Origin of the sequence: Nonomuraea sp. NBC_00507, from assembly GCF_036013525.1 — a bacterium.
GTDB lineage: Bacteria > Actinomycetota > Actinomycetes > Streptosporangiales > Streptosporangiaceae > Nonomuraea.
The window spans coordinates 1114541-1128539 of the sequence record NZ_CP107853.1 but is presented as its reverse complement, the minus strand read 5'-3'; the positions used below and the strand labels follow the sequence as shown (position 1 = coordinate 1128539).

Below are 13999 nucleotides of genomic sequence, written 5' to 3'. Positions count from 1 at the left end.
CAGGTGACGATCAAGGTGTTGGTCGCGGACGATCACGCGGCGGTCCGGGCCGGGATCGCCTTGATCCTCGGCGGCGTGCCGGACATCGAGGTGATCGGCGAGGCGGGTGACGGGGAGCAGGCTGTGGCCATGGCCAAGCAGCTCCGACCCGATGTGGTGCTGATGGACGTACGCATGCCACGCCTCGACGGCATCTCGGCCACCAGGGAGCTGGCGGGGATCAGCGACGTGCTGATCCTGACGACGTTCGATGTCGACGAGTACGTTTTCGGCGCCCTGCGCGCGGGTGCGGCCGGTTTCCTGCTGAAGAACACCGACGCCGAGTCCCTGGTGGAGGCGGTCCGGCTGGTGGCGCGTGGTGATGGGCTGATCTCGCCGGCGGTCACGCGGAGGTTGATCGCGGCCTTCGCCGGGGAGGTGACGCCGTCGCGGCGGGAGCCGGCGGCCGGTCCGGACAGCCTGACGCCGCGCGAGCGGGAGGTGCTGGCCTGCATCGGGCGCGGCATGTCCAACGCCGAGATCGCCAGAGAGCTGGACATGGCGGAGGCCACGACGAAGACGCATGTCAGCCGGGTGCTCAACAAGCTGGGACTGAAGAGCCGGGTACAGGCGGCGATTTACTACTCAGGCGGCACTTAGCGCCGTAATGTGTGCGACGTGAGCATGCCGCCGCCGCCTGAGCCGCCTCAGGGGCCACCTCAAGGGCCACAGCAGGAGCCGCCTCGTCGTACGGGGCTCATCGTCGGGCTGGCGTTCGCCGGGTTCTTCGGCTATCTCGTCGTCAACGTGATCACCGGCTTCGTCGCCATTGCGTTCGAGTCGGAGGTGGCGTTCGGGGTGGGGGCCGGGTTCCTGGCGCTCGTCGGCATCGGTGTGGGGCTGGTGTTCGTGCTGATGCGGAGATCGTGGTCCCTAGGGCTGGGGCTGGGTCTGATGATCGGCTGGGCGCTCACGTCGATCGTCACGGCCGGCTGGTGCACGGGGCTCAACCCGGGCCTGTACGCGTAGATGGACGTTGTGATCCGATGGCAATCGCCCGCCCGTAGCCTGGCCTCCAGCCCGATGGCGACGTGGGGGAGAACCGACCGATGAGCATGCCGCCGCCCGACCCGAACCACCGTTGGCAGCCCCCGTACGGACCACCGCCGCCTCCGTCCAGCGGGTCCTCCACCGGCGTCGTCGTCGCGCTCGCGTTCGCCGGCCTGGCGCTCTACAGCGTGGTCAACGTCATCGTCGGCTTCTTCGTCTTCTTCGCCGCGGCCATGGGCTCGAACGGCTCCAACATCCTCCCCGTGGCGGTGGGCACGGCGGTCCTCGCCCTCGTCGGCCTGGGCGCCGGCATAGCCCTCGTGATCATCCGCAAACCCTGGACCCGGGGCCTCGGCCTCGGGCTCATGATCGGGTGGGCGCTGTGGTCGATCCTGTCCGCCGGGATCTGCACCGGCCTGAACCCGGGTCTGTACGCCTGACATGCTTCCCCTTCACGAGATATTCGTCGGCCTGGGCGTCTTCGTGGCCTCCGTCGTCTTCGTACGCGAGGCGAGAAGACGCGGCGCGCTCAACGAACAGTCGCTGATAGCCGTCACCGGCGCCCTGGTCGGCGGCGCCATCGGCATGCGCCTGGCCGGCTGGCTGGAGACGCTGGACCTCCAGAACCTCTGGCTGTACGGCTCCCGCAGCATCCTCGGCGGCCTGACCGGCGCGTACGTCGGCGTGCTCGCCGCCAAGAAGATCATCGGCTACAAGGAACGCACCGGCGACCTGTTCGCCCCGGCCGTGGCGCTCGGCATGGCGGTGGGCAGGATCGGCTGCCATCTCACCGAGGCCCCGGGCCGGCCCACCGGCCTGCCCTGGGGCGTGCACGCCCCGGCGACGACCCCCGAATGCCCCGGCTGCCTGGCCGGCCAGGCCATGCACCCGTCGTTCATCTACGAGATCATCTTCCAGCTCGCCGCATTCGCAGCGCTCATGTGGGCCCGAAAGCGGCTCACACAGCCCGGCGAGCTGCTCACCCTCTACCTCGCCGGGTACGCCGCCTTCCGTTTCATCGTCGAGTTCACCAGAGCCAACGACACGCTCTGGCTCGGACTGACCGGGCCACAGTGTTTCCTGCTCGTCGGGTTGCCGCTGCTCGCGCTCCGGCTCGCGTACGGCTGGCGGCGCGGTTATTACGATCCCCTTTTCCAGCGGAAGGTCATGGCATGAACACTGGGATGGGTCTGCGGGGCGACCGCATCCTCAGGTACGTCAACGCGTTCTGCCCGCACTGCCACGGCCAGGACCTGGACAAGGTCGAGCGCCTGAGCGGCTACCTGGCCGAACGCGACGGCCGCGTATGGCTGGAGCGGGGCTGCCGCGAACACGGCCTGATCCGGACTTTGTACGACGAAGACCCAGAAATCCTCAAATACCTGGAGGAATGGACCGCACCGACCAAGCACCATGTACCGGATCTGTCGGGAAACTTTGCTCCGATCCCCCTCGCGTACCTCAACGGCCTCCCCGAGATGCAGACCCAGCACACCTGCATTCTTCTCGAGGACATCGCCGAGACCTGCAACCTGCGCTGCCCCACCTGCTTCGCCGACAGCTCCCCTGACCTCGCCGGCGTCGTCCCCGTCCCCGACATCCTCGCGAACGTGGACCAACGTCTCGAAAGGGAGAACGGCCGCCTCGACGTCCTCATGCTGAGCGGCGGCGAGCCCACCCTCCACCCCGAGCTCAAAACCCTGCTGACCGAGCTCGAACAGCGCCCGATCACCCGCATCCTGATCAACACCAACGGCGTCCTCATCGCCAGGGACGATTCTCTCCTCGACCTCCTCACCGAGCACAGGGAGCGGGTGGAGGTCTATCTGCAGTACGACGGCTCCTCCGAGCACGCCTCGAGGCACCACCGAGGCGGCGACCTGCGCCGGCTCAAGGCCTCGGCCCTCGAGCGCCTGTCGGCGCGCGAGATCTTCACCACCCTGGTCATGACGGCCGCGCTGGGCGTCAACGACGGCGAGATCGGCGACGTCGTACGCGTCGCGCTCGACACCCCGTACGTCGGAGGCGTCTCCCTGCAACCCCAGTTCGGTTCAGGCCGATCCGGCACCATCGACCCGATGAACCGGCTCACCCACACCGGCGTGCTCAAACGCCTCGGCCCGCAGACCGGCGGCCTGGTGACCTGGCGCGACCTCACCGCCCTGCCCTGCTCCCACCCCCACTGCTGCTCGGTCGGCTACCTGATCCGCGACGACGCCCAGCACTGGCGCTCCCTCACCGCGCTGATCGGCCACGACCGGCTCAAGGAGAACCTGGGCCTGGTCTCCAACCGCATCGCCGACAGCGAGATCCCGAAGGAACTGCGGCTTGCCGTACAGGAATCTCTGCTCGGACTCCTGTCCGAGCAGTCGTCGCTGTCTCACCCGCAGATCGGCGACCTGTGGCGGAACATCTGCGAGAACTGCGACCTCGGCGTCTCCACCCTCCTCACCCTCGCCTCCTCGGCGCTCCCGGGCCGGCGTAGGAAGCTGCGCAGGATGCTAGGGGAGCGGGTGGTACGCATCACGATCAAACCGTTCATGGACATCTCCACGATGATCGAGGAGCGGCTCACCCAGTGCTGCGTGCATGTGGGCACCCGGGCCGAGCAGGACCAGTGCGCGCCGTTCTGCGCCGTACAGGCCTGGCCGCAACTCTCCCGTCAACGACTGTCGGCGGTGACGTCGTGACGGCGGACGATCCTCGCTCTGGCGAGACATCGGCGAAGGGCCAGCCGTACGACCCGCTCAGGTTGTGCGTGTACGCGACCGTCGCGCTCCTGGCCTGGCTGCTCGGGCCGTGGGCGGTGCTGGGGTTCGCGGTGCTCGGGTTCGCGGGCTACTGGAAGGCGCGGCGAGCCGGGCTGACCCGAAGCAAGTGCCTGCTCAGGGACACCCGGCTGGTGCTGGCCTACCTCGGCCTCCTCGCCGTCGTGGCCGTCGTCGCGATCATCGTGTGACGACCGCATCGACAGCGCCACGACGTCCTCGGAATGGCCGGGCAGCACGCAGCCGTACCGTCGTCACTGTTACACGTGAAACGCCGGGTTATTCGGCGGGAACGTACAAGCTCAGGGTCTCGGCCACACAGGCAGGGCGCCTCTCGCCCTCGATCTCGACCGTCAGCTTCAGATTGGACAGATAGCCGGCCGGGGTGCCCTTGACGTCCGTGAGCTCGCCCACCGCCCTGATCCGCGCGCCCACGGGCACCGGCCTGGGGAAGCGGACCTTGTTCAGGCCGTAGTTGACGCCCATCGCGATGCCCTCGACCTTGACCATCTCGAACATGAACGCCGGCAGCAGCGACAGGGTCAGATAGCCGTGCGCGATCGTCCCGCCGAACGGCCCTTCCTTGGCCCGCTCCACGTCCACGTGGATCCACTGGTGGTCGTCGGTGGCCTCGGCGAAGAGATTGACCTGTTCCTGAGTGACGGTGCGCCACTCGGTCGGGCCGAACGTCTCGCCGACGGCCGCCTTGAGCTCCTGAACATTCGCGAAGGTCCGCATGGTGCGAACGCTATTGCCCGGGTGGTACGGCTGCCAAGTTGAGCACCCGGAACGTGCCGGGCCTGCCTTCCCAGTAGATGATCGTGCTGGGCTCGGACGACGTGCCGATGCCCATCCACGAGCTGCCCATGCCGACGGTGGCCATTTTTCCGGTTGCGATGTCGTACACGCTGCTGGAGAGCGGGACGAACCGGTCGAGAATCGGGATCAGCGACATCGGGTGCCCAAAACCGGAACCCTTTACCGCGCGTGTCTCCGTGCCGTCGACCCGATGGACGAAGCCGCCTTTCGGGTTCCGCCCGAAGCACCAGGACGGTCCGCAGCGCAGCCCTTTCGTGCCTGGGCGTACCGCGATCTCCAGCGCGGTTCCGGAGGACAGATCGACCATCTTGGTCTGGTTGCGGTCGCCGATGCCGGGCCCGGCGGCCACGTCACCAGCCCAGGGCCAGGTCAGCAGGTGCAGGCCGGCGCCGCCGGGAATCTGTTCGGGGACGCCGCTCGCGATGGGGATCTCCCAGACGCCGCCCGGCTCCGACCAGACGATCCGGTCCCCGTCGATCGCGATCGCGTCGATTTCCGCCCGCTCGCCGGTCAGCGTGGTGACCAGTCTGGGCTTGCCGCCGGTCAGCGGAACCGTCCAGATCTCCCGCAGCTTCATGCCGTTCTTCCTGCCGAAGGAGAACCAGGCGATGGTCTTGCCGTCGGTCGTCATGGTCTGCGGTATGTAGTCCTTCAGGCCCGGTGTCCTCGGAACTTCGGTGACCACGCGGGACTTCCTGGTGGCGAAGTCGTACACCTCGATCTTGCCTGCCCGCTCGAACGACGACTCCGCCGAGAGCAGGACCTTCGTGGCGCTGAGGGAGGTGATCGGGCGATAGCGCCAGCCGTCGGCATTCTTGGCGGGCATGGTGAAGACCGCCTTGGGCCAGACCTTGTCCGCCGCCATCGCGTTCGGGGCCGGGCGAAGGGCTTCAGGGGTGACCGTCACCGTTCTGATGGGGGTGGGAAGGACGTTCGAAGGGGGAGCGATCACGGGATCCGCGGCCCAGCCGGAGAAGAGACTCCTGGTCGCCAGCCCCACTCCGATCACCGCCGCCGCGCACGCGATCGCCATTGCTTGCGTGCGCCGCCGCTGCCTGCGGCGCTTGCGCATCGCGACCGCCTTCAGCAGGTCGCCTGCCTCGGGAGCACGCGTGGCAGCCGCTCGCAGCGCGCCTGCCAGTTCGTCCTCTGTCCTCATGTCCGTTCCCTTTCGAGCACCGACGGCTTGACGCGCAGTGCGTTGAGCGCGTGGAATGCCTGACTTCTCACGGTGCCGCGGGAGATGCCGAGGATCTCGGCGATCTCCTTGTCCGGCAGGTCCTCGTAGTAACGCAGCACCAGGACGACCCGCTGCTTGCGCGGCAGCGTGGCCAGTTCCTTCCACAGCTCGCCGAAGGAGTGGTCGTCGGTGTAGGAGCCCTCGGGCACCTCGTCCGTCACGTGCTCCCTGCGTCGCCTGCGCCACCAGCTGATGTGCTGGCGGGCCATGATCGTGCGCACGTAGGACTCCGGGTTGTCCTTGTTGCGGACTCTGCGCCAGGCTCCGCTCAGCTTGAGCAACGCCTCCTGGACCAGGTCGGCCGCGTCATCGGCGTTGCCGGAGAGCACGTAGCCGTACCGCAGCAGGGCCGTGCCGCGCGCGCGGACGAAATCCTCGAACTCCACATCACCAAGACGCACCAGAGGGTCCGCGCTGTTGCAAAGATCTTTACTCGAAACCATCGCATAAGTGTTCGAGTCCGCGCTACAGTCTTAGGTACCGCAATCGAACAAGGGTTCGGCCTGGTGAGAGGGGGTGTGTCCGGTGACGGTGCTCGCGCCCGCCCCTGCTCGGACACGCCGTAGCACTTTCTTCCCAAATCTAAGACGGCCGCTATATCCGGCAATAAAGTCCGAGAGCGTGGACCCTGTGCGAAACCCTTACGCCCCCGGAGCCGGACAGCGTCCCCCGGAGCTCGCCGGGCGTGACCGAGAGCTGCAGCAGTTCGAGGTCGTGCTCGAGCGTGTGGCCCGTGGCCGCCCCGAGCGGAGCATGGTCGTCACCGGTCTTCGGGGCGTCGGCAAGACCGTCCTGCTCAACACGTTCAAGTCCATGGCCATGCAACGGCTGTGGGGCACGGGCAAGATCGAGGCCAGGCCCGACCAGTCGATCAGGCGGCCGGTCGCGGCCGCGCTGCACATGGCGATCAGGGAGCTGGCCCCGCGGCACCGCGCGCCCGAGCGGATCGAGGAGTTCCTCGGCGTGCTCAAGGCGTTCGCGATGCGCGATCCCGGGGCCGCCAAGGGCACCTCGCACTGGTCGCCCGGCATCGAGGTGCCTGCCAGCCGCGGGCGCGCCGACTCGGGCGACCTGGAGATCGACCTCACCGAGCTGTTCGTCGACGCCGCCAGTGTGGCCACCGACCTGGCCGTCGGCATCGCGTTGTTCATCGACGAGATGCAGGACGTGCCGGCCGCCGACGTCTCCGCGCTCTGCGCCGCCTGTCACGAGCTGTCGCAGACGGGCGGGCCGCTGATCGTGGTGGGCGCCGGGCTGCCGCACCTGCCCAGCGTGTTGTCGGCCAGCAAGAGCTATTCCGAACGGCTCTTCCGCTACGCGCGCATCGACAAGCTCGACCGGGACGCGGCCGATCTCGCGTTGATCCTGCCGGCCCGGGAGGAGGAGGTGGAGTTCACCCAGGACGCCCTGGATGCGCTCTACGAGGCGGCCGACGGCTATCCCTACTTCGTCCAGGCCTACGGCAAGGTCGCCTGGGACCTCGCGCCACGCAGCCCGATCACCATCGAGGACGTCAAGGTCTCCGCGCCCGAGGCCGAGGAAGAGCTCGCGGTCGGCTTCTTCGGCAGCCGCTACGAGCGGGCGACCCCGGCCGAGCGCGACTACATGCACGCCATGGCGCACATCGGCGACGAGCCGGTCGCCACCGCTGACGTGGCCGACGCCCTTGGGCGCAAGCCGTCCAGCCTCTCGCCCGCCCGTGACAGCCTCATCAAGAAAGGGCTCATCTACAGTGCCGAACGCGGGCTGATCGCGTTCACGGTGCCGCATTTCGGGAAGTTCCTGCGCGCTCAACCGGTCTGAGCGGCGCCCCTAGACCTCTATTGGGCTGTCTAGTGGGGAAGCTAGACAGCCCAATAGAGCCATATGACCATGCCTACCTGCGTTGTCGAGAGAAATCTACGGCTCTCTAGCGTCAGGCCGATACTGGCGTATATTCCGGCAGACTGCCGCTGTCCTGCGCGCTCACCACGGCCATCCGCACCGCCGGGCGCCGCCCGCTGAGATAGACCGCGAAGACGACGTCGTCCTGCTCGTGGTTGCGGAAGGCGAAGAAGCGCCAGCACAGCTCGCGCCAGCTGTCGTACGGCTCGGCCGAGGTCAGCTCGTCCCGATGAGCCCGCCAGGTGCCGCTTGTCCGGAGCAGGGCGAGGGTGACCGACTCGGCGGGGCCGCGGCGCTGCTCGCACGGCGCGCGGTATCGTACCCGATCGATCATCTCCTCGATCTCCGGCGACAACACGAGGAGGACGAGCAGCCCGGCGGCCGTCAGCCACGACGGCCGCGTCGCAGCCGCCCAGCCCGTCACCGGCGCCCACAGCGACAGCGCGGCCATCCCGGTCAGCACGACCGTCCGGGCGATCGAGCGCAGTCCGACCGGCGCCGAGCTCACCTCGCCGAAGCAGCCGCAGCCCGCATCGGGCCGCCGTCTGCGCAGCTCCAGCAGCACGTACGTGGACAGCGCGAAGAACGCGAGCGTACCCCACCGGAAGATCTCATGCGTGCTCAGCAGCAGCCCGACGGCCAGCACCATCTCACCGCCCGCGCAGACCAGCAGCGCGGGCGCCTGCATGCGGCCCGGCACCAGGACCGCCGGCCCCAGCCTGGACAGCGCCCCAGGCTCACCTCCGGATCGCGCCGTGCTCACCTTGGCCACCGTGCCCAGGACGAGTAGCACGATCAGGATCGGCAACTGCGATTCCAGCACGCGTGTCACCCCAATCCGATCTGAGCGTTGAAGCAGCCTTTCACCAAATCGCCGCCGAGTTCCACATAGGCGAACGGCGACAACTCCGCGATCCGCCCGCGTGGCGAGGTGTCGCACTCAACGCAGCGGTCACAGAACCGCCCGGCCACGCACCCGCACGCCACCACCGGCACGTTGGCGGAGCGGTTGGAGCAGACGTTCCTGATCTGCAGGAGGGAGCCGAGGGCGAGGTAGGGCAGGCCCGCGCACGACGCGCCGACGTCCGGGCAGCCGGTGTCGGCCCGCTCCAGCATGGGATAGGCCGCCCCCCGCTCTTCCTCGTCGAACGTGTCCGACCACGTCGCGGTGCCCGAGACCCGCGACTGCAGGCCCGCGTACGCGGGCGGCGGGTCCGGCACGGCCCGCGCCGGGTACGCCGGCTGCGAGGTCGCCGGCAGCAGGGCCAATCCCGCGCCGTCGCGCCTGACGCCGATCGCGTCGAACAGGTAGCCGGGCTCGAACTTGGGATGCCGCACCTGCAGCCGGCCCGACGCCCGGTAGGGGATGACGATCGTACGGTGCCCGCGATGCGGCCCGCAGTCGAGCTCCACCGTCAGGTCCTTACGCCCGCTGATCGACAGGATCGTGCCGGTGATGCGCGTGGTGTCCGCCCAGATCCGCTCGACCACGCGCCCGTCGCGCAGGGCCCGCATCATGACCATGGAGCCCACGGGCAGATCGGCGGGTGCGGTGTCGCCGCCGTGCCAGGCGGTGGCCCACGGCGCGATGACGAGTCGCTCCTCCGTGCCGTCCGGGGTCTCGATGATGATGAGATGCGGGCTGACGTCAAGGACCTCCCCGGTGACCGCGTTGATGGGTTGTCCATCGCTGGGGTCAGGACCTGGTATGCCCGGATCGCGGCCGAGCGCGGCCGCGGCGAGCACCCGGCGGCGCTCGACGCTCGGATAGCCCATCCGCCCCTCCCTCGCTCGGTACTAGGTTCACACGACTCGGGGACCGCTCAAGCCGGGTGGCGCAGAAGAGAGCAAAATACGCATCCCCTGGAGAAGGAGTTGACATCCCTCGGCGGAGAATCCGCCACCGACCTTGGCTTACCTTTATCGTCGGCGGGCCGAAACCTGAATTCCGGTTCATGCCTAATAGGGCATGAGGCTGCGATTCTGGCCACGATGCAGACCACCGGTTGGGAGGAAGAGTTCCGCGAGTACGTCAGGACCCGCGGTCCGGCGTTGCTGCGCGCCGCTCACCAGCTCACCGGGCACCCGCTGGACGCGGAGGATTTGCTCCAGAACGCGCTGACCAAGACGTACCTGGCGTGGGAGCGCATCGAGGACCGGGGCGCGCTGGACGGGTACGTGCGGCGGGCGATGGTGAACATCAACATCTCGCAGTGGCGGCGGCGCAAGCTGGAGGAGTATCCCTCCGACGAGCTGCCGGAGATCGTCACCGACCCCGTGGTGTGGGGGGAGGTGCACGAACGGCTGGAGCAGGCTCTGGAGGAGCTGCCGGAGCGGATGCGGGCGGCGATCGTGCTGCGGTATTACGAGGACATGACGGAGCCGGAGATCGCCAGGAAGCTCGGGATCAGCGTCGGCACGGTCAAGAGCACGGTGTCGCGGGGGATGGCCAAGCTGCGGACCGCTTTGGGACTGGGAGGATGATCCGCTTCGGGCCTGGGGGTTAGCTCGTTCCAAGCCTGGGCGTGGTCAGGAGGCGGAGGACGAAGCAGAGTCGACCGCGACCTCGGGCTCGGCGGGGGTCGGGGCGGGGACGTGGGGCCTTTGGGCCCTTTGGGCCCTTTGGTCCGGCGAACCTGCCTTCAGAGCCTCCACGCAGGCCTCCACCCCGCCCTCCATTCCGGCCTCTCCCGCGCCGGCGGTGGCGCAGGGCCGCACCACATCCCGGATCTTCCGCAAAGTAGCCAGAAACGCCTCCAGCTCCTCCGCGTCGAGCAGGCTCGTGAAGGTGTCGTCGATGTCCTGCAGGTGCTGTGGCAGCACGGACTGCAGCCGCTCGCGCCCGGCATCGGTCAGCACGGCGTAGGACGCTCGGCGGTCACTGGGACACGCCCGCCTCCTCACCACCCCTTCGCGCTCGAGCCGGTCGACGACGCGGGTCACGCCACTCGTGGACAGCCCGGTCTGCGCCGCGAGATCGCTCATCCGCAGCTGCTCCCCTGGGGACCGGGCCAGCCGCAGGACAGCCTCGAAGTCGATCTCCGACAACCTCGCCGCCGCGATCGCCGGCTGGAGCCTGGCCATGAGACCGGCATGCACTTCCGCCAGCAGCCCGACAGCCGTCAGCCGGGGGTCGTCAAAGTTCATCACGTTCATACCTTAACCGACGATAGTTGACGAGTGGAATATTCCTCGTGTAGACATTTGTTGCCGCAGACATCCGCAGTGCAACCTTCCTAATAAGGAGAACCCCATGACCACCCGCACCTGGGAGGCCCTGGCCATCCCCGCCGCCGGCACCTACAACCTGGACGCCGCCCACACCACCATCGGCTTCTCGGTCAAGCACATGATGGTCAGCAAGGTCCGCGGCCACTTCGGCGACTTCAGTGGCTCGGTCACGATTGCCGAGAACCCCCTGGAGTCCACCGCCGAGCTCACGATCAAGACCGCCAGCATCCACACCGGCGTCGCCGACCGCGACGGCCACCTGCGCAGCGACGACTTCCTGTCCGTCGAGAAGTTCCCGGAGATCACCTTCAAGAGCGCCCGCGTGGTCAGCCACTCCGGCGACGAGTTCACCGTGGTCGGCGACCTCACGGTCCGTGACGTCACCAAGCAGGTCGAGCTCACCGTCGAGTACGGCGGCGCGGGCACGAACCCGTGGGGTGCCGAGGTGTGGGGCTACTCGATCAGCGCCGAGATCGACCGCGAGGACTTCGGCCTGACCTGGAACCAGGCCCTGGAGACCGGCGGCGTGCTGGTGGGCAAGAAGATCAAGATCGAGATCGAGGGCGAGGCCAACCCCGCCGCCTGAGCCCATGCTCTGTCCGGCTACGGTTATCCACAGCCCGTGAAGCCCGCCCACGCTCTGGGCGGGCTTCATCCACAACCAGTTACCCACAGCCTGTTGATAACTCTTGGTGAGCGCTGTGGATAGGTGGGGAGCGGAATCGCTTTGCCGCCTCGCCAGAAGGCCGGTACGCTGTGCTGAGCCACAACGGCTTCCGGGAGGATTCGCCTAGTCAGGTCTATGGCGCCGCACTGCTAATGCGGTTTGGTGGCAACACCATCCGGGGTTCAAATCCCCGATCCTCCGCAGGTGAGAGCCCTTCCCCCATGATCAGGGGAAGGGCTCTTTGATCTTTAGTTGACGCATGCCGGACCATTGCCGGACCGTTCCGCTAATGATCATGCTTTCCGGGCGGCCCGAGGGATCATCGCGACCGTCGCCTCGGCCGCGTCCTGGGCGACGTCCGGCACGACGCTCGTGTAGACATCGGCGGTGAATCCGTGCCGGCTGTGTCCCAGAGTCGCACTGATCACTTTCATGTTGATGCGGGCCGCCAGCATGATCGTGGCCGCGCAGTGCCGGAGATCGTGGAACCGGATCGGCGGCAGCCCTTCCGCGGCGACGATCGCCGCGAACCGCTCCGAGACGTACTCCTCCCGTAGCGCGCTCCCGTCGGATGCGGTGAAGATCAGTCCGGAGTCCACCCAGGCGGTGCCGGCGGCCAGCCGCTCCCGCATCTGGCGCGCCCGCCAGCTCGACAGCAGGGCGGCGTTCTCGCCGTCGACCGCGACCGTCCGCCAGCTCCACTCGGACTTCAGACCGTCGTCTTCCTCGTCGTCGGTCTCCAGAACCATGATGGTCTTGCTGACGGCCAGGTCGGAATCCTCCCACCGGATGCCGCACACCTCGCCACCGCGCAGGCCGCGCGTGGTCACCAGGTGGTAGAGCGGGACTGGGGCAGTGCGCCGTCCCGCCTAGGGAGGACGACCGGCAGCAGCCTCCAGCGGCGCCGTGGAGGTTCCGGCGCGGCGGTTGGCTGGGGCGCGCCGACGTCGTCCGTTTTGTCTCTGGTGGCGGTCGTGTGATCGCCGATACGGTCATGCATCGTTCGGGCTCCAAGTTGGTTTGGGGTCCGGGCAGTTCGACGGTTCCCCACGCGGTGGCGACCGGGTGGGGAACCTTTGATCTAGGGCCTGATCCACATCACGGCGCCCAGGCACGTGCCCTTGCAGGCGAACACGAGCCCGGCCGTGGCGGAGACGCCGACCTGGCGCAGGGGCTTGTCACTGCGATGGCAGACCATGCAGCTGGCCCCTTGCTCGCCGGGGAGCCGCCCGAGGACGAGCTGCGTCAGGCACAGCAGGTAGTTGGCCTCTTCCATGCGCGCTTCAAGCCAGCGGTCGTCACCGGCGCCCACGACCGTGAGCACGGCCCGGGCCTCGGCCAGCAGCGCCTGCACGTGTGTGCGCGCCTGGTCCGGGGTGAGCTTTTCCGGGAGCTGCCGGCCCTTCTCGAGCTCTCGCCACATGATGTGCCGCAGGGCCGCCTCGCCGTCGACGACGTAGCCGGGCATGTCGGAGACGGCCCAGCGACCGCCGCCGAGGTGACGGGCGACGGTCGAATGGATGTCGCTGTGCACGTAGTCGGTCGTCGCACTGATCATGGCGATCTCCATGTGAATAGGGCCCCCGGCCTGCAGGCGGGAGGCCCGGTCTAGGGGACGCGGGGCGGCCCCCCGCACCGCCCGGAGAAGCAGCGCAGGGGGCCTTGTCCGGCGCGAACGTGGGGGAACGTGCCGGACCTTTGACCCTGCTCGGAGAACGCCCCACGAACCGGGCAGGGTCGCTGGTACCCGGCCGCCGCTGACAGGAAGGCAGCAGCGGCGGCCGGGCCGTCAGGAGGGCCCCGGGCGGACCCAGACAAAGTTGACCCGGTTGGTGTGGATCAGCACCGCCTGGCGACCCAAGGCAGAGGCGAGTTCCGGGCAACCTTCGCGCCGAAGGTGCTTGACGACCCCGGCCGCGCGCATGCGGTCGGTGATTTCGCCCACCAGCTCAGCCGTCCAGCATTGGCGGCCGGAAGAATCGGTGTCGTAGCTGATCTCCCAGCCGGGATAGGTGCTGGACAGGACTGCCAGCTGGCGGGCCGCCAGCTCGTGCTCGCTCGTCCTCTGCCGTACCTGGAGCATCGGGCGAGCGGCGGCGCCGTCGAGCACATCCGCCAGCTCGTCATCAGTCAGCAGTGGCGCAGACGTGTGGGTGTTGCTCATGCCACGGCCCACCGGGTCCAGGGGGAGCGCCCTACAGCCGTCAGGGTCTCCGCGCTCCCCTGCGAGGTGCTCGCTCATGAGCGCTCCTCGGCGCTCGTAACGTGATTGGGCAGGTTGCACGTCCTCACGAGTTGGATGTCATCTGGGGCCTCGCCGCGGCTAGCGCGTACGAGAACTTGTCCGTAGCGATAGCAGTA

At 68.2% G+C, this 13999-nt stretch carries 18 protein-coding genes and 1 tRNA gene; 10 read left to right on the top strand and 9 right to left on the bottom strand.

Annotated features, from left to right (window positions below; genetic code table 11):
* The first annotated feature begins 3 nt into the window (after positions 1 to 3).
* The 6 genes from OHA25_RS05885 to OHA25_RS05860 all read left to right on the top strand — a co-directional run bounded on the left by OHA25_RS05885 (position 4) and on the right by OHA25_RS05860 (position 3988).
* On the top strand, positions 4 to 639 hold the full coding sequence (locus tag OHA25_RS05885; RefSeq protein ID WP_327586582.1) for a response regulator transcription factor: 636 nt from the start codon (positions 4 to 6) through the stop codon (positions 637 to 639).
* An 18-nt stretch (positions 640 to 657) separates the two neighbouring features.
* On the top strand, positions 658 to 1008 hold the full coding sequence (locus OHA25_RS05880) for a hypothetical protein (protein ID WP_327586581.1): 351 nt from the start codon (positions 658 to 660) through the stop codon (positions 1006 to 1008).
* 80 nt (positions 1009 to 1088) lie between these two features.
* Positions 1089 to 1469, top strand: coding sequence for a hypothetical protein (locus OHA25_RS05875; RefSeq protein WP_327586580.1), 381 nt, complete (start codon positions 1089 to 1091; stop codon positions 1467 to 1469).
* A gap of 1 nt (position 1470) precedes the next feature.
* Complete coding sequence (locus OHA25_RS05870; RefSeq protein WP_327586579.1) at positions 1471 to 2205, top strand: prolipoprotein diacylglyceryl transferase; 735 nt, start codon at positions 1471 to 1473, stop codon at positions 2203 to 2205.
* Positions 2202 to 3719, top strand: a complete 1518-nt coding sequence (locus OHA25_RS05865) for a radical SAM protein (protein ID WP_327586578.1) — start codon at positions 2202 to 2204, stop codon at positions 3717 to 3719. The genes OHA25_RS05870 and OHA25_RS05865 overlap by 4 nt, the downstream gene beginning before the upstream one ends.
* On the top strand, positions 3716 to 3988 hold the full coding sequence (locus OHA25_RS05860) for a hypothetical protein (protein WP_327586577.1): 273 nt from the start codon (positions 3716 to 3718) through the stop codon (positions 3986 to 3988). The genes OHA25_RS05865 and OHA25_RS05860 overlap by 4 nt, the downstream gene beginning before the upstream one ends.
* Before the next feature lie 88 nt (positions 3989 to 4076).
* Here the strand turns inward: OHA25_RS05860 and OHA25_RS05855 are convergent, their stop codons facing one another.
* The 3 genes from OHA25_RS05855 to OHA25_RS05845 are packed head-to-tail and all read right to left on the bottom strand — an operon-like array spanning position 4077 to position 6257.
* The gene (locus OHA25_RS05855) at positions 4077 to 4535 is read right to left on the bottom strand and encodes a MaoC family dehydratase (protein ID WP_305914112.1); all 459 of its coding nucleotides are present in this window, start codon (positions 4533 to 4535) and stop codon (positions 4077 to 4079) included.
* A 10-nt stretch (positions 4536 to 4545) separates the two neighbouring features.
* Positions 4546 to 5775, bottom strand: coding sequence for a TolB family protein (locus OHA25_RS05850; RefSeq protein ID WP_327586576.1), 1230 nt, complete (start codon positions 5773 to 5775; stop codon positions 4546 to 4548).
* A complete protein-coding gene (locus OHA25_RS05845) occupies positions 5772 to 6257 on the bottom strand; it encodes a SigE family RNA polymerase sigma factor (protein ID WP_327586575.1) in 486 nt (161 codons plus the stop codon). The genes OHA25_RS05850 and OHA25_RS05845 overlap by 4 nt, the downstream gene beginning before the upstream one ends.
* Positions 6258 to 6477: 220 nt before the next feature.
* On the opposite strand from OHA25_RS05845, the gene OHA25_RS05840 reads away from it, so the two are divergent.
* Positions 6478 to 7659 (top strand): ATP-binding protein, encoded by a 1182-nt coding sequence (locus OHA25_RS05840; RefSeq protein WP_305914115.1) that lies wholly within the window; start codon positions 6478 to 6480, stop codon positions 7657 to 7659.
* A 112-nt stretch (positions 7660 to 7771) separates the two neighbouring features.
* Here the strand turns inward: OHA25_RS05840 and OHA25_RS05835 are convergent, their stop codons facing one another.
* Positions 7772 to 8563: a MauE/DoxX family redox-associated membrane protein gene (locus tag OHA25_RS05835; protein ID WP_327586574.1), complete on the bottom strand. Its 792-nt coding sequence runs from the start codon at positions 8561 to 8563 to the stop codon at positions 7772 to 7774.
* A 5-nt stretch (positions 8564 to 8568) separates the two neighbouring features.
* On the bottom strand, positions 8569 to 9516 hold the full coding sequence (locus OHA25_RS05830; protein ID WP_327586573.1) for a hypothetical protein: 948 nt from the start codon (positions 9514 to 9516) through the stop codon (positions 8569 to 8571).
* Positions 9517 to 9732: 216 nt separating this feature from the next.
* On the opposite strand from OHA25_RS05830, the gene OHA25_RS05825 reads away from it, so the two are divergent.
* Positions 9733 to 10224, top strand: coding sequence for a SigE family RNA polymerase sigma factor (locus OHA25_RS05825; RefSeq protein ID WP_305914118.1), 492 nt, complete (start codon positions 9733 to 9735; stop codon positions 10222 to 10224).
* A 45-nt stretch (positions 10225 to 10269) separates the two neighbouring features.
* On the opposite strand, the gene OHA25_RS05820 is transcribed toward OHA25_RS05825, so the two are convergent.
* Positions 10270 to 10887, bottom strand: a complete 618-nt coding sequence (locus tag OHA25_RS05820; RefSeq protein ID WP_327586572.1) for a MarR family winged helix-turn-helix transcriptional regulator — start codon at positions 10885 to 10887, stop codon at positions 10270 to 10272.
* A 106-nt stretch (positions 10888 to 10993) separates the two neighbouring features.
* On the opposite strand from OHA25_RS05820, the gene OHA25_RS05815 reads away from it, so the two are divergent.
* Together OHA25_RS05815 and OHA25_RS05810 are read left to right on the top strand one after the other, a co-directional pair.
* Entirely contained in the window at positions 10994 to 11557 is a 564-nt protein-coding gene (locus tag OHA25_RS05815; protein WP_327586571.1) for a YceI family protein, read from the top strand.
* Between the two features lie 193 nt (positions 11558 to 11750).
* A tRNA-Ser gene (locus OHA25_RS05810) sits at positions 11751 to 11839 on the top strand.
* Positions 11840 to 11931: 92 nt separating this feature from the next.
* Here OHA25_RS05810 and OHA25_RS05805 read toward each other — a convergent pair.
* The 3 genes from OHA25_RS05805 to OHA25_RS05795 all read right to left on the bottom strand — a co-directional run bounded on the left by OHA25_RS05805 (position 11932) and on the right by OHA25_RS05795 (position 13880).
* Entirely contained in the window at positions 11932 to 12468 is a 537-nt protein-coding gene (locus tag OHA25_RS05805; protein WP_327586570.1) for a site-specific integrase, read from the bottom strand.
* Between the two features lie 251 nt (positions 12469 to 12719).
* Positions 12720 to 13196, bottom strand: coding sequence for a hypothetical protein (locus tag OHA25_RS05800; RefSeq protein ID WP_327586569.1), 477 nt, complete (start codon positions 13194 to 13196; stop codon positions 12720 to 12722).
* A gap of 231 nt (positions 13197 to 13427) precedes the next feature.
* Positions 13428 to 13880 (bottom strand): hypothetical protein, encoded by a 453-nt coding sequence (locus OHA25_RS05795; RefSeq protein WP_327586568.1) that lies wholly within the window; start codon positions 13878 to 13880, stop codon positions 13428 to 13430.
* Between the last annotated feature and the right edge of the window lie 119 nt (positions 13881 to 13999).